The 18,301-nt window shown below is 64.8% G+C and carries 17 protein-coding genes; 5 read left to right on the top strand and 12 right to left on the bottom strand.

Annotated features, from left to right (window positions below; translation table 11 throughout):
- Nucleotide 1: 1 nt before the first annotated feature.
- The 3 genes from nrdI to nrdF all read left to right on the top strand — a co-directional run bounded on the left by nrdI (nt 2) and on the right by nrdF (nt 3,602).
- A complete protein-coding gene (gene nrdI, locus JL811_RS06275) occupies nt 2–418 on the top strand; it encodes a class Ib ribonucleoside-diphosphate reductase assembly flavoprotein NrdI (protein ID WP_202687636.1) in 417 nt (138 codons plus the stop codon).
- Entirely contained in the window at nt 400–2,553 is a 2,154-nt protein-coding gene (gene nrdE, locus JL811_RS06270; protein WP_202687635.1) for a class 1b ribonucleoside-diphosphate reductase subunit alpha, read from the top strand. The genes nrdI and nrdE overlap by 19 nt, the downstream gene beginning before the upstream one ends.
- Nucleotides 2,554–2,627: 74 nt before the next feature.
- Nucleotides 2,628–3,602 (top strand): class 1b ribonucleoside-diphosphate reductase subunit beta, encoded by a 975-nt coding sequence (gene nrdF, locus JL811_RS06265; RefSeq protein ID WP_202687634.1) that lies wholly within the window; start codon nt 2,628–2,630, stop codon nt 3,600–3,602.
- Nucleotides 3,603–3,656: 54 nt separating this feature from the next.
- On the opposite strand, the gene JL811_RS06260 is transcribed toward nrdF, so the two are convergent.
- The 10 genes from JL811_RS06260 to JL811_RS06215 form a co-directional block, all read right to left on the bottom strand.
- Complete coding sequence (locus JL811_RS06260; protein ID WP_202687633.1) at nt 3,657–4,544, bottom strand: SRPBCC family protein; 888 nt, start codon at nt 4,542–4,544, stop codon at nt 3,657–3,659.
- The gene (locus JL811_RS06255; protein WP_237684829.1) at nt 4,541–5,017 is read right to left on the bottom strand and encodes an SRPBCC family protein; all 477 of its coding nucleotides are present in this window, start codon (nt 5,015–5,017) and stop codon (nt 4,541–4,543) included. The genes JL811_RS06260 and JL811_RS06255 overlap by 4 nt, the downstream gene beginning before the upstream one ends.
- Complete coding sequence (locus tag JL811_RS06250) at nt 5,007–5,354, bottom strand: ArsR/SmtB family transcription factor (protein ID WP_202687632.1); 348 nt, start codon at nt 5,352–5,354, stop codon at nt 5,007–5,009. The genes JL811_RS06255 and JL811_RS06250 overlap by 11 nt, the downstream gene beginning before the upstream one ends.
- Before the next feature lie 298 nt (nt 5,355–5,652).
- Complete coding sequence (gene urtE, locus JL811_RS06245) at nt 5,653–6,348, bottom strand: urea ABC transporter ATP-binding subunit UrtE (protein WP_202687631.1); 696 nt, start codon at nt 6,346–6,348, stop codon at nt 5,653–5,655.
- Nucleotides 6,349–6,438: 90 nt separating this feature from the next.
- Nucleotides 6,439–7,179: an urea ABC transporter ATP-binding protein UrtD gene (gene urtD / locus JL811_RS06240; RefSeq protein WP_202687630.1), complete on the bottom strand. Its 741-nt coding sequence runs from the start codon at nt 7,177–7,179 to the stop codon at nt 6,439–6,441.
- Nucleotides 7,176–8,408, bottom strand: a complete 1,233-nt coding sequence (urtC, locus tag JL811_RS06235) for an urea ABC transporter permease subunit UrtC (protein ID WP_202687629.1) — start codon at nt 8,406–8,408, stop codon at nt 7,176–7,178. Before urtC ends, urtD begins: the two co-directional genes overlap by 4 nt.
- Nucleotide 8,409: 1 nt before the next feature.
- Nucleotides 8,410–10,350 carry an urea ABC transporter permease subunit UrtB gene (urtB, locus tag JL811_RS06230; RefSeq protein ID WP_202687628.1) on the bottom strand — a complete coding sequence of 647 codons (1,941 nt, stop codon included), beginning with the start codon at nt 10,348–10,350 and terminating at the stop codon, nt 8,410–8,412.
- Between the two features lie 54 nt (nt 10,351–10,404).
- Complete coding sequence (gene urtA / locus JL811_RS06225) at nt 10,405–11,679, bottom strand: urea ABC transporter substrate-binding protein (RefSeq protein ID WP_202687627.1); 1,275 nt, start codon at nt 11,677–11,679, stop codon at nt 10,405–10,407.
- Nucleotides 11,680–12,022: 343 nt separating this feature from the next.
- The gene (gndA, locus tag JL811_RS06220) at nt 12,023–13,429 is read right to left on the bottom strand and encodes an NADP-dependent phosphogluconate dehydrogenase (RefSeq protein ID WP_202687626.1); all 1,407 of its coding nucleotides are present in this window, start codon (nt 13,427–13,429) and stop codon (nt 12,023–12,025) included.
- Nucleotides 13,430–13,489: 60 nt separating this feature from the next.
- The gene (locus JL811_RS06215; protein WP_202687625.1) at nt 13,490–14,521 is read right to left on the bottom strand and encodes an L-idonate 5-dehydrogenase; all 1,032 of its coding nucleotides are present in this window, start codon (nt 14,519–14,521) and stop codon (nt 13,490–13,492) included.
- Between the two features lie 196 nt (nt 14,522–14,717).
- Between JL811_RS06215 and JL811_RS06210 the strand changes: the two genes are divergently transcribed.
- Entirely contained in the window at nt 14,718–15,467 is a 750-nt protein-coding gene (locus tag JL811_RS06210) for an SDR family oxidoreductase (protein WP_202687898.1), read from the top strand.
- Complete coding sequence (locus tag JL811_RS06205) at nt 15,464–15,958, top strand: gluconokinase (protein ID WP_202687624.1); 495 nt, start codon at nt 15,464–15,466, stop codon at nt 15,956–15,958. The genes JL811_RS06210 and JL811_RS06205 overlap by 4 nt, the downstream gene beginning before the upstream one ends.
- A gap of 88 nt (nt 15,959–16,046) precedes the next feature.
- On the opposite strand, the gene lpxK is transcribed toward JL811_RS06205, so the two are convergent.
- Together lpxK and JL811_RS06195 are read right to left on the bottom strand one after the other, a co-directional pair.
- Complete coding sequence (gene lpxK, locus JL811_RS06200; protein WP_202687623.1) at nt 16,047–17,051, bottom strand: tetraacyldisaccharide 4'-kinase; 1,005 nt, start codon at nt 17,049–17,051, stop codon at nt 16,047–16,049.
- Nucleotides 17,051–18,298, bottom strand: coding sequence for a 3-deoxy-D-manno-octulosonic acid transferase (locus tag JL811_RS06195; RefSeq protein WP_202687622.1), 1,248 nt, complete (start codon nt 18,296–18,298; stop codon nt 17,051–17,053). The genes lpxK and JL811_RS06195 overlap by 1 nt, the downstream gene beginning before the upstream one ends.
- Between the last annotated feature and the right edge of the window lie 3 nt (nt 18,299–18,301).

Below are 18,301 nucleotides of genomic sequence, written 5' to 3'. Positions count from 1 at the left end.
AATGGGCGGGCTGGTCTATTTCTCATCGGCCTCGGGCAATACCGCGCGCATGGTTGCGCGGCTTGGTGTTCCAGCGCTGCGGATCCCGATCCGTCCCGATGAGGAAATGCCCTGCCCCGTCCAGCCCTATGTGCTGATCTGCCCGACTTTCGCCGATGGCGAGGGGCGCGGCGCGGTCCCGAAACCCGTGATCCGCTTTCTGAACGACCCCGCCCGCCGCGCGCTGCTGCGCGGTGTGATTGCCGGGGGAAACCGCAATTTCGGCGCGACCTTCGCGATGGCGGGCGATGTGATCGCCCGTAAATGCACTGTTCCGCTGCTTTTCCGCTTTGAACTGGCGGGCAGTGAGACCGATATTGCCCGGATCCGCTCCGGGCTGAATGAATTCTGGGGGACGGAATGCTTGACCACGGCCTGAAGGACAGGGGCACCAAGGACGCGCCCGCGCTGGACCACCATGCGCTGAACGCGATGCTGAACCTCTATGACGATCAAGGGCGCATCCGGTTCGAGGCCGACCGCATGGCCGCGCGCCAGTATTTCCTGAGCCATGTGAACCAGAACACCGTGTTCTTTCACAGCCTTGATGAAAAACTCGGTTATCTGGTCGAGGAAGGCTATTACGAGGCGGCGGTGCTGGATCAGTATCCGCGCGACTTCCTGCACCGGATCTGGAATGCGGCCTATGCGCGGAAATTCCGTTTCCCCACCTTCCTTGGTGCGTTCAAGTATTACACCTCCTACACGCTGAAAACCCGCGACGGGCAACGCTATCTGGAACGCTATGAGGACCGCGTCGTGATGGTGGCACTGGCACTGGCGCGCGGCGATCAGGCGCAGGCCATGGCCTTCATGGAGGAAATCATTTCGGGCCGGTTCCAGCCTGCGACGCCGACCTTCCTAAACGCCGGGAAACAGTCGCGCGGAGAGCTGATTTCCTGCTTCCTGCTGCGGGTCGAGGACAATATGGAATCCATCGGCCGGGCGATCAATTCCTCGCTGCAACTGTCCAAGCGCGGCGGTGGCGTGGCACTGATGCTGACCAATATCCGCGAACATGGCGCGCCGATCAAAGGCATTGAAAACCAGTCCTCGGGCGTCATTCCGGTGATGAAACTGCTGGAAGACAGCTTTTCCTATGCCAATCAGCTGGGCGCGCGGCAGGGGGCCGGGGCGGTTTACCTCAACGCCCATCACCCCGACATCCTGCGCTTTCTGGACACCAAGCGCGAGAATGCCGATGAAAAGATCCGCATCAAGACGCTGAGCCTCGGGGTCGTCATTCCCGATGTGACCTTTGAGCTGGCCAAGCGGAATGCGGATATGTATCTGTTTTCGCCGCATGATGTGGAACGGGTCTACGGCGTTCCCTTCTCGGAGATTCCGGTTTCCGAGAAATATGACGAGATGGTCGGCGACAAGCGCATCCGCAAGAAGAAGATCAACGCGCGGGAGTTTTTCCAGACGCTGGCCGAAATCCAGTTCGAATCCGGCTATCCCTATATCATGTTCGAGGACACGGTGAACCGCGCCAACCCCATCGACGGGCGCATCGCGATGTCGAACCTGTGTTCGGAAATCCTGCAGGTCAATGAGGCCAGCGAATATAACGAGGATCTGAGCTATGCCCGGCTGGGCACGGATATTTCCTGCAATCTGGGGTCGCTGAATATCGCGGCCACGATGGACGGGCCGGATTTCGGCGCGACCGTGGAACAGGCGATCCGGGCGCTGACCGCCGTTTCGGAAATGTCGTCCATCGAGTCTGTTCCGTCCATCCGGCGCGGCAATGATGAGGCCCATGCCGTCGGTCTGGGTCAGATGAACCTACACGGGTTTCTGGCGCGCGAACGCATCCATTACGGCAGCGCGGAAGGCGTGGATTTCACCCGCGCCTATTTTGCCGCCGTGGCCTATCACGCGCTGCGCGCCTCCAACGCACTGGCGCGCGAGACGGGGCGCAGCTTTGCCGGGTTCGAGCGGTCGAAATATGCCGATGGCAGCTTCTTTGAGAAATACACCGCCCGCGACTGGCTGCCCGAGACTGACACCGTGCAGGCGCTGTTCGCGCGCTTCGGGGTGGAATTGCCCACCCGGGCGGACTGGGCCGCGCTGAAGGATGCGGTGATGAAGGACGGGCTTTACAACCGCAACCTTCAGGCCGTTCCGCCGACGGGGTCAATCAGCTATATCAACAACTCGACCTCCTCGATCCATCCGATCGTCTCAAAGGTCGAGATCCGCAAGGAAGGCAAGATCGGCCGCGTCTATTATCCCGCGCCCTTCATGACCAATGACAATCTCGAATACTATCGCGACGCCTATGAAATCGGGCCCGAGGCACTGATCGAGACCTATGCGGCGGCAACCGAACATGTCGATCAGGGGCTGAGCCTGACCCTGTTCTTCCCGGCCGAGGCGACGACGCGCGACATCAACCGCGCGCAGATCCTGGCCTGGAAAAAAGGGATCAAGACGATCTATTACGTCCGCCTGCGCCAGACCGCGCTGGAGGGAACCGAAGTGCAGGGCTGCGTGTCCTGCACGCTGTAACCGCGCGCCGGGGGGCCGTATTCCCCCCGGACCCCTCCGGCATATCCACGAACAGATGAAAAGGGACCTTCCCGATGAAGGATCATGTGACAAGGCGGGCGGTGCCCCGGGCGATCAACTGGAACCGCCTGCAGGATGACAAGGATCTTGAGGTCTGGAACCGCCTGACGGTGAATTTCTGGCTGCCCGAAAAGGTGCCGCTGTCCAATGACGTGCAAAGCTGGGCCACCCTGCGGCCGGAGGAACGCGAACTGACCATCCGCGTCTTTACCGGTCTGACGCTGCTGGACACGATCCAGAACGCGGTCGGCGCGCCCACCTTGCTGGCCGATGCCCGCACCCCGCATGAGGAAGCGGTGCTGAGCAATATCGGCTTCATGGAAGCGGTCCATGCGCGGTCCTATTCCTCGATCTTCTCGACGCTCTGTTCCACCAAGGAGGTTGATGAAGCCTTCCGCTGGTCCGAGGAAAACCCGCATCTGCAGGCCAAGGCGCGGATGATCCTTGACGAATATGATGCAGGCGCCGATCCGCAGCGCCGCAAGATCGCCAGCGTCTTTCTGGAATCCTTCCTGTTCTACTCCGGGTTTTATCTGCCGATGTATTGGTCCAGCCGGGGCAAGCTGACCAATACCGCCGATCTGATCCGTCTCATCATCCGGGATGAGGCGATCCACGGCTATTACATCGGCTACAAGTTCCAGCGCGCGATGGAAACCCTGCCCGAGGTGGAACGCGCCGCGCTGAAGGATTTTGCCTTCGCGCTGATGTTCGATCTTTACGAGATCGAGGCGAATTACGCCGAGGAGCTTTATGACGGGATAGGACTGACCGAAGAGGTCAAGGCCTTCCTGCATTACAACGCGAACAAGGCACTGCAAAACCTGGGCTTTGAGGCACTGTTCCCGCCTGCCGCCTGCGAGGTGAACCCCGCGATCCTTGCCGCCCTGTCGCCCGACAGCGAGAATCACGACTTCTTTTCCGGCTCGGGCTCATCTTATGTCATCGGCAAGGCCGTCGCGACCGAGGATGGTGACTGGGATTTCTGATCCTGCCAGACCCCGCCCGCAAATTGCCCGGGCGGGGGCCTGTCGCAGCGGGCTTCAGTCCTTGCCGACGAACCGCGCCAGTTTGCCAAGAGTCTGAAGCCCCAGCGCCTCGGCACCGAAGCCCTTGGCGGTCCGGTATTCGGCCTCGGTCGTGAAGACCATGCCAAGGGTCACATCGGTGCCGCCCCCGGCTTCGTCGAAACTGACCCAGGCATCGGCATGTTTCGGGCCATTCTCCCCCGCCAGCAGGCCATAGCGGATGCGGTCCTCGGCGCGGATCTCATGATACCGGTGATGGTTCGGAAAGACCGTGCCATCCGGGCCGATCATATCGAACAGCCATTCACCACCCGTGCGCAGGTCAATGCGGTCGGTGCGGCAGGAAAACCCCTCAGGCCCCCACCATTGCGGCAGGGTTTCGGGGTTGGTCCATGCCCCCCAGACCAGCGCGCGCGGCGCGTTGATCCGGCGATGCAGCACCATGGTCCGCGCCGCCACACCCGCCAGATTGTCCAGACCGGCAGCAAAGCCCTGACGATAGCCTGCCGCCATATCCGGGCCGTCACCCGCGACATCCGCCGAAAGCTGCACCGTCACCGCCAGATGGCTGCCGCTGCCCTGTGGGGCGAAATCCGCCGTGACCAGCGCCGAGGACAGCGCCTGTCCGTCGCGGGTCACAAGTTCATGATTGACGCTGCGCCGTCCCGGCAACCATTCCATCCAGCCGGTTTCACAGCGGAAATCAGGCTGTCCCGCCACCCTGCACAGCGACACTTCCCGCCCGCCCGGGCCGGTTTCCGAACTCAGGATATCAACCGTCACCTCGGGCGTGGGCGCGGCCCAGACGGCGCGGGCGGCAGGCGCGGTCCAGGCCTGCCACAGGGTTTCGACCGGCGCGGAGATCTGCCGTTCGAATTGCAGGGTCGCGAAATGTCCGGTCATCCCGCCAGACCTTTCGCATAGGTCTCAAGCTGGGTCGCAACCATGCCCCAGCCATCGAAGAAGCCCATGTCTTCATGCGCCTTTCGGGTTTCCGGGCTGCGATGCCGGGCAATCGCGGTATAGGAGGTGCCGCCCCCCGGCGCATCGGCCAGCAGCAGGATCGCGGTCATGAAGGGTTCGGGCGCGGGTTTCCAGCCTTCGGTATAGGCATCGGTGAAGACGAGCTTCTCCTGCGGAACGACCTCAAGATACACGCCCTTGTTGTCCATCGCGTTGCCATCGACATCAAAAACGGTGTTGAAGCGTCCGCCCACCCGCAGGTCGATCTCCACCGCCGTCACCTTATGGGGGGCGGGAATGAAGAAATGCGGGATATGCCTTGGGTTGGTCCAGCAGTCCCAGATCAGCGCCCGGGGCGCGGCCAGAACGCGGGTGAAACTCAGGTCGGTCTGCGGGTCAAGATCAGTCATCATGTCCGGTTTCCTTCATCAATCGCATTACATAGTCATCCAGCCGGTCCAACCTGCCTTCCCAAAGCGCGCGCTGGTCATCCAGCCAGCCATGCACCGGGGCCAGCGCCTCGGGCACAATGGCGCAGGAGCGCACGCGCCCCTCTTTCGCACTGGCGATCAGCCCGGCCTCCTCCAGCACCGCAAGATGCCGCATCACCGTCGGCAGGCGCAGCCCGGTCGGCGCGGCCAGATCCGTCACCGCCGCAGGCCCGCCTGCAAGACGGGTCAGGATCGCGCGCCGTGTCGGATCGGACAGGGCGTGGAACAGAAGCGACAGATCGGGATCATGCTTAGCCATATGGCTAAGTAATCACGCGGACCGAAGTCACGCAAGAAAAAACTTCGCTGATTGGCTAAGTTTTACCGAAAGGCCGCGACGAGAGGGAAATCATTTCGTTTTGCGCCGCGGTTGCGATTGCTTCGGGCGGGGGCGAAGCGCCCAGCCTTGAGGGCCGCCGGGCGCCGTCCGGCGGCCATGGGGCCACCGGACGGCAAGAGGAAACCGTGCCGCATGGCCCCGGCCATGGAAAGACCCGGGAAGGTTCCCCTGTTCTGCCTGTGTCACCAAGGGTCGCAAGGATGATATCAGCAGCCCGCTACACCGAAACCGTGGCGCGCAGCGTGTCATAGCCCAGTTCGGCCTTGGTCCCCTCCATCGCGACCGTGCCGCGTTTGAGCACATAGAACCGGTCGCCCAGACCATAGGCGAATTCGAAATACTGCTCGACCAGAATGATCGCCATATCACCCCGGCTGCGCAGATGTTCGATCACCCGGCCGATCTGCTGGATGATATTGGGCTGAATCCCCTCAGTCGGTTCATCCAGCAACAAAACGCGGGGGCGCATGATCATGGCGCGGGCAATGGCAAGCTGCTGTTGCTGCCCGCCCGACAGATCGCCCCCGCGCCGATGCGCCATGTCCTTGAGCACCGGGAACAGGTCATAGATTTCCGCCGGAATGCGGTGATCCTTGCGGGGCAGCACCGCAAATCCGGTTTCCAGATTCTCGGTCACCGTCAGCAGGGGAAAGATCATCCGCCCCTGCGGCACATTGGCCAGCCCCCGCCGCGCCATGGCCTGCGGTGGCAGTTTTCCCAACCGTTCACCGCCCATCTCAACCGCGCCGCCCGACCGCGGATGCGTGCCCGCCAGCGCCTTGAGAAGCGAGGTCTTGCCGACGCCATTGGTGCCCATGATGCAGGTCACCTCACCGGCGCGGGCCTCCATCGTGATGCCATGCAGGATCTGCGCGCCGCCGTAATGCAGGGTCAGGTTCTCGGTGCGGATCATGCTGCGGCCCTTGGGTTGCGGGACAGGGCGGGGGCCAGCCCCCGCACCCCCGAGGTATTTGTGCCAGGATGAAAGGGGTAAGACACGGCTTCAGCGCCCCAGATAGACGTCGATGACGTCCTGATTTTTCGTCACATGGTCCAGACTGCCCTCGGCCAGAACCGCGCCTTCATGCAGCACCGTGACGCGGCAGTTCAGGCGGCGCACAAACTCCATGTCATGTTCGACGACGACCACCGCACGGGTTTTTGCCAGATCGACCAGCAGCGCGGTGGTCTGTTCGCGTTCGGCCAGCGTCATTCCGGCGGCGGGTTCATCGACCAGCAGAAGGCGCGGCTCCTGCGCCAGCAACATCCCGATTTCCAGCCATTGCTTTTGTCCGTGGCTCAGTTCACCGGCCTTGCGCGGCAGGGCATCAAGCAGACCGACCTGCGTTGCCAGCGCCTGAACCCGGTCCATATCGGCGGCTTTCGGTTTCCACAGCAAGGCGGCCAGCGGGTTGCGGCTGGCCTTGAGTGCCAGCAGCAGGTTTTCGGTCACGCTTTGATCCTCAAACACCGTCGGGCGCTGGAATTTCCGCCCGATGCCGGCGCGGGCGATCTGCGCCTCGGACAGTTTCAGCAGCGAGATGGAGCGTTCACCCCAGATCACGCGGCCCTCATCGGGGCGGGTCTTGCCGGTGACGATATCCATGAAGGTCGTCTTGCCCGCGCCGTTGGGTCCGATGATGGCGCGCAGTTCCGCCGGGCCGATCTGAAAGGACAGGTTATTGATCGCACGGAACCCGTCAAAGGTGACGGAAATGCCCGAAACTTCCAGCAATGTGCTCATTTCAGCGCCTCCCGTTCCTGAAGGGAACCGTCATCCGGCCCCAGATCCGCCCCGCCCCGGGCGGGCGCAAGGCGGCCCTGCACCAGATCGAACAGCCCGCCGATGCCCTTGGGCGCAAACAGCGTGACCAGCACGAAGGACAGACCCAGGGCGATGGACCACCAGTCCACCCATTTGATCGTGTAAAAGCCCAGCGGAATGTCGGGCGCGCGCCCGCCGGTGAACCATGAGGACAGAAGCGACACGAAAGCCGCGCCGATCACCGCGCCGTAAAGCCGTCCGCGCCCGCCGATGGCGACCCAGACCGCCAGATAGATCGAGGCGATGGGGGCCAGTTCGGCTGGGTTGATGATGCCCGCCTGCGGATAATAAAGCGCGCCCGCAATGGCCGCGATCACCGCCGTCAGGGTGAAGATGAACAGCTTGTAGCTTTCGACCGAATAGCCAAGGAAACGCACCCGCGCCTCATCATCGCGGATCGCGCGCAGGGCCGATCCGAACTTGCCCGAAACGATCCATGCCGCCAGCAGATAGGCCATGCCAAGGGCCGCCGCCGAAGCCCAGAAGAACCAGATCGACAAAACCGATTGCGAGACCTGCCCGAGGCCGGGAATGTTCTGCAACCCCGAAAGCCCGTTATTGCCGCGCAACCCGCTGTCATTCTGGAAAAGATAGAGGGCAAGGGCCAGCGTCATCGCCTGTGTCAGGATCGAAAGGTAAACTCCGGTGACGCGGCTGCGGAAGGCCAGCCAGCCGAACAGCGCCGCCAGCAGACCCGGCACCAGCACGACCAGCGCCAGTTGCGCCGGAAGCGAGCCCGCGAAATGCCAGATCGCCGGGATCTCGGACCCACCGACCACGCCGAAGATCTGGTTGCCGATGCCCGCCGCGATCTCTTCGGCCGTGGGGGGCAGTTCGGAACCGGACAGCGACTGGATGACGATGTCTTCGGTCCGGGCATACATCAGCCACATGCCGATCATGTAACCGCCGAGCGCGAAAAACGCGAAATGCCCAAGGCTCAGCACCCCCGCATAGCCCCAGACCAGATCCATCGCGAGGGCAATCAGGCACAGGCAAAGCGTCTTGCCCAGCGTCTTGACGAAAGATGTGGAGATGACGCCGCTGCCCGAGCCCTCGGCCAGCACGGTCACGACCAGCGTGAACAGCGCAAGGATCGCCAGAAAGGCCAGCACGGACGGGTTTTTCGCAAGGAATGAACGGGTCATGTCAGTCTCCTGCCGCGCGGCCCTTCAGGGCGATGATGCCCCGCGGGCGGAACTGGATGAAGATGATGATGAACAGGATCATCCATGTCTGCGCGGCCAGCGTATTGGCCGGGTTCAGCCATTCGATGCCCTTTTGCAGCCCGCCGATCAGCGCGGCCCCGGCCAGCGTACCCCAGATATTACCGACACCGCCGACCACCACGGTCATGAAGCTTTGCACGATGTAATCATTGCCCAGTTCCGAAGTGACCTTGGCGAACAGCCCGATGGCAACGCCTGCCAGCCCGGCAATGCCGGAACCAAGGCCGAAGGTCATCATGTTGATGCGGTCGGGATTGATGCCCATCGAGGCGGCCATCGACGGGTTCTGCGTCACCGCCCGCACCTCCAGCCCCAGCCTTGTGCGCTTCATGATGAACAGGAACACCGCCAGCAGCACCAGCGCCATGACGAAGATCGCGATGCGGATATAACTGATCGAGACCACGTCATTCAGCGCCCATGCCCCGTCCAGCCAGCCAGGCGCGGTCAGGGGGCGGGCCTGCGTGCCGAAGATGTTCTTGGCCAGTTGCTGCAGCGCGATGGAGATGCCGAAGGTTGCCAGCAGGGTTTCCAGCGGGCGCTTGTAAAGATGGCGGATCACCAGCCGTTCCATCGCCACCCCGGCAGCGAAGGTCACGGCAAAGGCCAGCGGCAGGGCGACAAGGATCGAGATGGTGTAATCGGGGATCAGCAGCTGCACGCAATAGCCGGTATAGGCGCCCATCATGATGAATTCGCCATGCGCCATATTGATGACGCGCATCACCCCGAAGGTCAGCGCCAGCCCGATGGCCGCCAGAAAAAAGATCGAGGCCAGAGACAGCGCATCCAGCCCCAGATCGAAGGCCGTCATCGCCCCGACCGTCACAGCGATGGCCTGCAATGCGGCCTCGGCAGCATCGGTCACGGCGGCATCGGGTTCGGCATAAAGGTCGAAATAGCGGAACCCGGCCACGGTCACGGCGATCTCGTCGCTGGTGGCGGCGACGGGGACGGCCCCGGCCTGTTCCAGCGCGGTATAGGCGCGGTCGCGGGCGGCCTGCGTGTCAAGCTGATGGACCGGGATGCCGCCAACCATGCCATTGGCGATATTGTCAATCAGGGCCGTGCGCTGTTCGGCGATGGTCAGGGGGGCGGGCGCCTTGCCATCGGCAACCAGCAGGGCAAAGGCCTCATCCGGCGCGATCTCGCGGTTCAGCCGCAATTCCCGGGCGATATTGGCGCCTTCGGGCGGGGCAGCAGAGACGACGCGCCGCGTGGTGACCAGCGGGTTCAGCGCGCCGCGCAGATCCAGCCCCAGATCAGTGCCGAAACTTTCGATCGCCGCGACACGCGCGGCGCTGTCGGGATCGAAGCGCAGCGTCAACAGACGCTCCAGCCGGGATTTCTGCGCGGCAAGGGCCGGATCGCTGTCATCAAGGGCGGCGCGCAGGGGCGCCAGATGATCGGCCTCGGGGGTCCGGGCGATGGCGCCCAGTGCAGCCGCGCGCTGTGCAGGGTCGGGATCGTCCAGTTGAAAGGCGACCAGCGCCGAGGCGATCAGACCACGCACACCGGAATTGGGGCGGATCTCGGCAATATCGGATTTCGGCGCGGTCCCTGCCGGGCTGCCATCCACCGGATTGGCCAAAGCGTAATCCGTTCCCTGATCGGCAATGCGGAAGATCGCGCCATCGGCCTTGCGCTGGCCCAGCCCGCGATCCGCCCAGGCGGCCAGAAACCCTGCAATCCCGGGATCTTCGGTTGCGGCCAGTGCGGCGATCACCGGCGCGATGGTCTGGCGCGAGGGTTTGGCGATACTGTCGGCATTTTCGGCGATCACCGCCGCCAGATCGGCCCGCGCGAGACCCGGCAGCACCATCAGGCAGGCCGCCAGAACGATAACGAAAATCCTGTGCATTCCTGCCCCCGGTGCAAGGAGGGGCGGCGGATGGTCCGCCGCCCGGCCAGAGTGTCAGTAGTTCGACTTGATCTGCACGCAGGTCTTGGTCTCGGTGTTGTACATCCCGCAGTCCAGACCCGGCCAGTCGGCCTCAAGCACCGCCGATTCCGGCAGGAAATCGGTCCAGGCATCGCCCGCGACCGGCTCGGTCTGGCTGATGATGTCGAACTGGCCATCGGCGCGGATCTCACCGATCAGCACGGGTTTGGTCAGGTGGTGGTTCGGCAGCATGGTCGCGGTGCCGCCGGTCAGGTTCGGCACTTCCAGCCCATACATGGCCGCACGGACCGCATCGACATCGGTCGAGCCTGCCTTTTCAACCGCCTGCACCCACATCTTGAAGCCGATGACATGGGCCTCCATCGGGTCATTGGTCACGCGGTTTTCACCGGCGAAAGCCTTCCATTTCGCGATGAACTCGGTGTTTTCCGGGGTATCGGCCGACATGAAGTAGTTCCACGCCGCCAGATGGCCGACAAGGTTCGATGTGTCGAGGCCGGACAGCTCCTCCTCGCCGACCGAAAAGGCGACAACCGGAATGTCATCGGCGGAAATGCCCGCCGCCGCCAGTTCCTTGTAGAACCCGATATTGGCATCGCCGTTGATGGTGGAAATCACGCCCACCTTCTTGCCATCCGCGCCCAGCGCCACGACGTCCGAGACGATCTTGGACCAGTCGGAATGACCGAAGGGCGTGTAGTTCACGAAGATGTCGCCTTCCGCGATGCCCTTCGATTTCAGATAGCTTTCCAGAATGTTGTTCGTGGTGCGCGGATAGACGTAATCGGTGCCCAGCAGCGCGAACTTCTCGACGCCCAGTTCCTCAAGGAAATAATCCGTCGCCGGGATCGCCTGCTGGTTCGGCGCGGCGCCGGTATAAAAGACGTTTTTCGAGCTTTCCTCACCCTCATACTGCACCGGGTAGAAGACCAGCCCGTTCAGTTCCTCGACCACCGGCAGAACCGATTTGCGGCTCACGCTCGTCCAGCAGCAGAAGATCACATCGACATTCGACACGGTCAGCAATTCGCGCGCCTTTTCGGCGAACATCGGCCAGTCCGAGGCCGGATCGACCACGACCGCCTCAAGCTGCTGGCCCAGCAGACCGCCGGCGGCGTTCTGCTCGGCGATCAGCATTTCCATCGTGTCCTTCAGCGTGGTTTCCGAAATCGCCATCGTTCCCGACAGCGAATGCAGAACCCCCACCTTGATCGTCTCGGCGGTGGCGGTTCCGGCCATGGCGATGCCAAGCCCCGCCCCGGCAATGAATTTCGTGATCCGGTTCATCTGTTGCCCTCTGATCGGGCGCCGGTCCTTCCATGGCCACGAAAAGCGGCTATATCAGGCAGGCAGCCCTTGGTTGCACCCCGTGCGGTGGGGGCGGGTTTTCCAGGTCGGCCGCCACCGCACACCTATTCCTCAACAGGTCTCCCACCCGTTGCCATGTCAGAAGACGCGTTGTGCCGCATCGCAGCAAGGCGGCTGTCATGGCAATCTTCCGAAACGCCAGGGAATGCCGCAAAAGAGCGCAAGATTTGGGCTTGTGATTAATCGCTGTGCAAAAAAGACTCGCGCCGCCCGGTTGAGGGGCGGCGCACTGGCATCGGAACGGGATTCGGGCCGCGCTGTGTCAGCCCCGCATCGCCCAGGGCCCGTGATGGTTTTCGCCGCCATCCAACCGTTGGAACCCATGCGCGCCAAAGAAATCGCGCTGGCCCTGGATCATGTTGGCGGTGGAGCGTTCGGTGCGCATCATGTCGAACCATGCCAGCCCCGAGGCCAGCGCCGGAAGCGGCAGCCCATGGGTCGCCCCCGCTGCCACAACCTTGCGCAGCGCGCCATGGCAGGCCTTCAGATGATCGGCAAAGAAGGGTGCCAGCATCAGGTTGCGCCCGGCATCCTCGGTCAGCGCGGTCGCCATGTCATTGAGCATGGAGGACCGGATGATACAGCCCGCCCGCCAGACCCGCGCGATATCGGGCAGGGGCAGCAACCAGCCGAAATCGGACGAGGCGGCCGAGATCAGCGCGAAACCCTGCGCATAGCACAGGATCTTGCCCGCGATCATCGCCTGTTCCAGATCGCGCAGCGTCAGCGCATCGGTCGGCAGCAATTCGGGTGCAGGCCCGAACACCGCCTGACCGGCGCGGCGCTCCTCCAGCCGGGCCGAGGTGTTGCGCGCCGTCACGGCCGCGTCGATCACCGGGATCGGGGCCGCCAGATGCTGCGCCTCGATCACCGTCCAGCGGCCTGTGCCTTTTTGTCCGGCCCGGTCAAGGATCACATCGAGGATCGGCTTGCGTGCCCGCTCGTCGATCACCCCGGCCACGGCGGCGGAAATCTCGATCAGATAGGATTGCAGCGGCCCCTTGTTCCAGTCGTCCAGCACCGCGGCAATCGCCGGGGCCTGCATCCCCATCCCGTCGCGCATCACGCCGTAAACCTCGGCGATCATCTGCATATCGGCATATTCGATGCCGTTATGCACGGTTTTGACGAAATGACCCGCCCCGGCCTCGCCCATGCGACCCGCGCAGGGATGGCCTTCATATTTCGCGGCAATCGCGTTCAGCACCGGGGCGACGCGGTCCCAGTCCTGTGCATCCCCCCCGCCCATGATGGCAGGGCCATGGCGCGCGCCCTCTTCGCCGCCCGACACGCCGATGCCCAGAAAACGATAGCCATTCGCCGCTGCGGCGCGGCGGTTGGTGTCGCGGAAATTGGCATTGCCCGCGTCGATGATCAGATCTTCGGGATCCAGCAGCGGGCGCAGCGCCGCAATCTGGTCATCCACCGCCTGCCCTGCGGGCACCATCAGAATGATCGCACGCGGCGACCGGATCGAGGCGACCAGCGCCTGCAGCGTCTCGGTCGGCGTGATCTGCGCAGCCAGTTCCCCCGCCTCGGCGGCAAAACGATGCGTCACCTCGGTCGTGCGGTTCCAGACGGAAATCGCAAAGCCCTTTTCGGCGATGTTCAGGGCCAGCATCGCCCCCATGGTTCCCAGCCCGATCAGGCCGATTTCGGATTGACTCATGGTTCTTTCGCACTCCCTGCCGGTTCACTCTGTCTAAGTTATAAGTCCGATCCCCGGCCCTCAGGCAAAGGCGATCTGCGCCTTCATGGCCTGCGTGCGGTCCGAGGCGATGGTAAAGGCCTCCAGCGCGCGGTCCAGCGGCAGGGTATGGGTAATCAGCGGTTTCACGTCGATCAGCCCCTGCCGCATGAAATGCACCCCCGTCGCGAATTCCTCGTGAAAGCGGAAGGATCCGCGCAGATCCAGTTCCTTGGCGGTGATCGCCAGCATGGGCAGCGTCATGTCGCCGCCCATGCCAAGCTGCATGATAACGCCGCGCGGGCGCATCGCGGCGATGCCTGCGGCCAGTGCGGGGGCGGCCCCCGAACATTCGAACAGCACATCGAAGCTGCCCTTGTCGGCATTGTAGTCGGCCAGATCGGCGGCACTGGTCGCCATGTTGATGGTGCGGTCCGCGCCGCAGCGCGCGGCCATGGCAAGCGTGAAATCCGAAAGATCCGTCGCCACGATCTCGGCCGCGCCCGCGCGCCGCGCGACCAGCACCGCCAGCACCCCGATCGGGCCACAGCCGGTGACCAGCACGCGCTTGCCCATCAGATCGCCCGCCCGCCGTGCCGCATGCAGCACCACCGCCAGCGGTTCGGCCAGCGCGGCCTCCCCCGCCGTCAGCCCATCCGCCGGAACGCATTGCCAGTCCTCGGCCACGATTTCCTGCCGGAATGCGCCCTGAATATGCGGAAAGGGCATGGCCGATCCGTAAAAGCGCATGTTCAGGCATTGATTGCGCAGCCCTTCGCGGCAGAACCGGCAGGTCCCGCAGGGGCGTGAGGGCGAGACCGCCACCAGCTGCCCGACCTCAAGCCCCGTCACCCCGGCCCCGAGTTCTGCGACATGGGCGGACACCTCATGCCCCAGAATCATCGGTTCCTTCAGCCGCACCGCGCCGAAACCGCCATTGTGGAAGTAATGCAGATCCGACCCGCAAACGCCCCCTGTGGCCAACCGCAGCCGCACCTGTCCCGCGCCGGGGCTTTCCTCGGGCCGCTCCTCGATCCGCAGGTCATGGGCGGCATGGATCACGATGGCTTTCATCTGAGGCTCCGATAGCGGGCCCGGCGGGGCCGGGCAGGTCTGGGAAAAGGCGTGGACGGGACGGGTCGCAGGCGTGGGAATTCCGGTATACCATAGTGTCCCGCGGCGCTATGCTCAAGCGATCTTGCCGGGGCACAGCACCCCGGCACGGCCAGGGCCCGCAAGGGATGACAGAAACAGGATGGATGACAGCAAGATGCAGCTTTTCGACCTTTCAGGGAAAACCGCCCTTGTCACCGGATCCTCGCAGGGGATCGGGCTGGCACTGGCAAAAGGACTGGCAGAGGCCGGGGCGCGCGTGGTGCTGAACGGGCGGGATGCGGCCCGGCTGCAAACGGCGGCGGCGGATATTCCCGGCGCGCTGACCCTGCCCTTTGACGCGACCGATCATGCGGGCGTGCGCGCCGCCGTCGACGGGTTCGAGGCCGAAAACGGGGCCATCGACATTCTGGTGAACAATGCCGGGATGCAGCATCGCGGCCCGCTGGAGGAGTTCCCCGCCGAGGCGTTTGAGCGCCTGCTGCAGACCAATGTCGCCTCGGTCTTCCATGTCGGACAGGCCGTCGCCCGTCATATGATCAAACGCGGTGCGGGCAAGATCATCAATATCGCCAGTGTGCAGACCGCGCTGGCCCGTCCCGGCATCGCGCCCTATACCGCCACCAAGGGCGCTGTCGGTAATCTGACCAAGGGGATGGCCACCGACTGGGCGCGCCACGGGCTGCAATGCAATGCCATTGCCCCGGGCTATTTCGAGACCCCGCTGAATGCGGCCCTTGTGGCCGATCCGGCCTTTTCCGAATGGCTGGCCAAGCGCACCCCCGCAGGCCGCTGGGGCCGGGTCGAGGAACTGGTCGGTGCCTGCATCTTCCTTGCCTCTCCGGCCTCCAGCTTCGTCAACGGCCATACGCTTTATGTCGATGGCGGGATCACGGCCTCGCTATGACAGTGCGTCTTGTCCTGATGGGGGTCGCGGGCTGCGGCAAATCCTCGGTGGGGGCAGCACTCGCCCCCCGGCTGGGCGCGGTCTATGTCGATGGCGACGACCTGCACTCGCCCGAGAATGTCGAGAAGATGCGCGCGGGCACGCCGCTGACCGATGCCGACCGCTGGCCATGGCTGGGCCGCATCGGGGAAACCCTGCGCGATCCGGGCATCGTGATCGGCTGTTCCGCCCTGCGCCGTATCTATCGCGACCGAATCCGCGAGATGGCGGGCGCGCCCGTGCGTTTCGTGCATCTGACCGGCAGCCGTGACGTGATTGCCGCCCGGATGGGCAAACGGACCGGGCATTACATGCCGACAACCCTGCTGGACAGCCAGTTCGCGACGCTGGAAATTCCCGGACCCGATGAGGCCGCGATTGCGGTCGATATCGACCAGCCGCTGGATGCCATCGTCGCGGCAATCCTTGCCGCCCTACCCGCGACACAATAACCGCCGCCGGTTTCATCCTGGCAAAAATGCCTCCGCCGGAGGCTCCCTTCATTGGATACGGGTGCCTCCGGCAGCGCATGAGGCGCGGTTACAGTCCCAAGGCCTCCAGCCGTGTCTCCACCGGGGTCCAGTCGCTCAGGCGCAGCCGCACCGGCAGGGTCAGCACCTTGCGGCGAAAGGGGGGGGGCAGGCGCACGGCATCCTTTTCGGTGGTGACAAGCTGCGCGCCCCGCAGGGCGGCCTCCTTCTCCAACCGCAGCAGCAGCGGCTCGGAGAAGGGCTGGTGATCGTCCAGCGCCACGCCGCGCAGCACTTCGGCCCCTTCGGCGCGCAGGCTGGCAAAAAACTTGTCCGGGTTGCCGATTCCGGCAAAGGCCAGCACCCGTTCCCCCTGCCAGCCCATCCCCATCGGCAGAACCTCAAGCCGTCCGCGCAGATGCGGCAGGGTCACCGCTCCGGACCAAAGCGTATCGAACCGCGCCTGCGCGTCGTCGCCGCCGATGGACAGCAGCAGATCGGCCCGCGCCAGCCCCGTGCCGACCGGTTCGCGCAGCGGGCCTGCGGGCAGGCACAGCCCGTTGCCAAAGCCCTGTGCGGCATCCACGACGAGCAGCGACAGATCCCTGGCCACAGCCGGATTCTGGAACCCGTCATCCAGGATCACCAGCGCCGCCCCCGCCGCCTCGGCCGCGCGCAGTCCGGCGGCACGGTCGCGCGCCACCCAGACCGGCGCAAAGGCCGCGATCAGCAGGGGTTCATCCCCCACATCCGCCGCGGAATGGCGGGCCGGATCCACCCGGACCGGCCCTTCCAGCCGCCCGCCATACCCGCGGGAAACGACATGCACCGCCCGCCCTTCCATGGCGGGCCGCGTGGCCAGCCGTTCCAGAAGCGCGATCACGGTCGGGGTCTTGCCCGTCCCCCCGGCATTGAGATTGCCGACACAGATCACCGGAATACCCGCCCGGTAAGGCGCGCCGCGCCGCAACCGCCGCGCCGTCGCCGCCGCATAAAGCGCACCCAGAGGCGACAGCAGCCGCGCCCGCAATCCGGGCCGCTCGGGCGGGGTGAACCAGAAACCCGGCGCGCGCATCAGGGGGCCCTTTCCATCAGACGATGGATCATTGCCAGCGCCGCCTCGGTCGCCTCACGCCCGTCAGAGGCAACCTCCCACGCCGCCCGGGCCTGCCGCGCACAACGGTCGGGCGCCATCAGATCGGCCACCGCCTCGCCCAGATCGGCGGCGGATCCGACCAGCGCCGTCGCCTGCGCCCCGGCCAGCCGCCCCAGTGACAGGCCGAACGCCCCCGCCCTTGGGCCATGGATCAGCGCCGACCCCAGCGCTGCCGCCTCCATCGGGTCGCGGCCCGCGCCCCCGGGCGTCAGGCTGCCGCCCAGATAGGTGATCGGGGCCAGCCGATACCACAGCCCGAATTCCAATCCGGGATCCACCAGATAGACCTGACAATCGGGGTCGGGCTCTTCTTCCGCCGCCCGACGCGCCACAGCCCAGCCCTCACGCGCCTGCAACCGTTCGGCCAGCGGGGCCAGCCGCGCCGGATCACGCGGCGCAAGGATCAACAGCAGGCGATGCGAGGGTTTCAGCGCCGCGCGATGCGCGGTGATGACGCGGTCCTCTTCCTCTTCCGGCAGATCGGCGGCAAACCAGACCGGACGCGTCGCCAGAAGGCGGGCCAGTTCCGCGCGCTCGGCCTCGGTGCAGGACAGCGCGACTGACGGATATTCCAACCGTCCCGCGACGCGCAGTGCCTGCGGCGGAACGCCTGCGCGGCGCAAGGCACGGGCGGCGCCCTCATCCACCGCATGCACCTCGCGGAAGGCGCCCAGAACCGCGCGCATCAGCCCCGGCCACCAACCCTCACGCCCGCGCGCAAAGGCCGGAGTCCGCGCCTCGACCATGGTCAGGGGAACGCCGCTTTCCTCGGCGTGATGCAGCAGGGCGGGGCGCAGCTCTCCCTCGGCCATGACGGCAAGATCGGGGCGCCAGTGATCCAGAAAGGCCCGCACCTCGGCCGGAATATCGGGGGGAATCACCTCGGTCAGAACCGAAGCAAGACCGGGCATCTTCCCCTCAGCCCCCGCCTGCCCCTGCGCCTCCTGCCCGGAACCGGCCTCAGGCCCGGTCGTCAGCAGCACCGAACATTGCCCGTCCTGCTGCACCCGGCTGGCAAGCGCGGCCATCTGCCGCCGGCTTTCCATCCCCGGCGAATGCAGCCACAGCAGCGGGCCGGGCGGTCTGGCCTGACGCGCAGGACGCCCCGGAAGGGCCACGCCACGGCTGGACAGATTGTAGAGCGTCAGCCCGAGGGAATAGGCCATGAT

It is taken from the genome of Szabonella alba (assembly GCF_016765775.1).
GTDB classification, from domain to species: Bacteria; Pseudomonadota; Alphaproteobacteria; order Rhodobacterales; family Rhodobacteraceae; genus Szabonella; species Szabonella alba.
The sequence above is the reverse complement of the archived record's forward strand: the minus strand, read 5'-3'. Positions and strand labels throughout refer to the sequence as shown.

Bases quoted from the DNA above. Each gene is read 5' to 3' on its own strand.
- lpxK (WP_202687623.1), bottom strand. From the start codon at position 17,051: ATGCGCGCGCCGGGTTTCTGGTTCACCCCGCCCGAGCGGCCCGGATTG.
- JL811_RS06195 (WP_202687622.1), bottom strand. From the start codon at position 18,298: ATGGCCTATTCCCTCGGGCTGACGCTCTACAATCTGTCCAGCCGTGGC.
- JL811_RS06260 (WP_202687633.1), bottom strand. From the start codon at position 4,544: ATGACCGGACATTTCGCGACCCTGCAATTCGAACGGCAGATCTCCGCG.
- JL811_RS06250 (WP_202687632.1), bottom strand. From the start codon at position 5,354: ATGGCTAAGCATGATCCCGATCTGTCGCTTCTGTTCCACGCCCTGTCC.
- JL811_RS06255 (WP_237684829.1), bottom strand. From the start codon at position 5,017: ATGATGACTGATCTTGACCCGCAGACCGACCTGAGTTTCACCCGCGTT.
- urtE (WP_202687631.1), bottom strand. From the start codon at position 6,348: ATGATCCGCACCGAGAACCTGACCCTGCATTACGGCGGCGCGCAGATC.
- urtB (WP_202687628.1), bottom strand. From the start codon at position 10,350: ATGCACAGGATTTTCGTTATCGTTCTGGCGGCCTGCCTGATGGTGCTG.
- nrdI (WP_202687636.1), top strand. From the start codon at position 2: ATGGGCGGGCTGGTCTATTTCTCATCGGCCTCGGGCAATACCGCGCGC.
- gndA (WP_202687626.1), bottom strand. From the start codon at position 13,429: ATGAGTCAATCCGAAATCGGCCTGATCGGGCTGGGAACCATGGGGGCG.
- nrdF (WP_202687634.1), top strand. From the start codon at position 2,628: ATGAAGGATCATGTGACAAGGCGGGCGGTGCCCCGGGCGATCAACTGG.
- urtA (WP_202687627.1), bottom strand. From the start codon at position 11,679: ATGAACCGGATCACGAAATTCATTGCCGGGGCGGGGCTTGGCATCGCC.
- nrdE (WP_202687635.1), top strand. From the start codon at position 400: ATGCTTGACCACGGCCTGAAGGACAGGGGCACCAAGGACGCGCCCGCG.
- JL811_RS06205 (WP_202687624.1), top strand. From the start codon at position 15,464: ATGACAGTGCGTCTTGTCCTGATGGGGGTCGCGGGCTGCGGCAAATCC.
- JL811_RS06210 (WP_202687898.1), top strand. From the start codon at position 14,718: ATGCAGCTTTTCGACCTTTCAGGGAAAACCGCCCTTGTCACCGGATCC.
- JL811_RS06215 (WP_202687625.1), bottom strand. From the start codon at position 14,521: ATGAAAGCCATCGTGATCCATGCCGCCCATGACCTGCGGATCGAGGAG.
- urtD (WP_202687630.1), bottom strand. From the start codon at position 7,179: ATGAGCACATTGCTGGAAGTTTCGGGCATTTCCGTCACCTTTGACGGG.
- urtC (WP_202687629.1), bottom strand. From the start codon at position 8,408: ATGACCCGTTCATTCCTTGCGAAAAACCCGTCCGTGCTGGCCTTTCTG.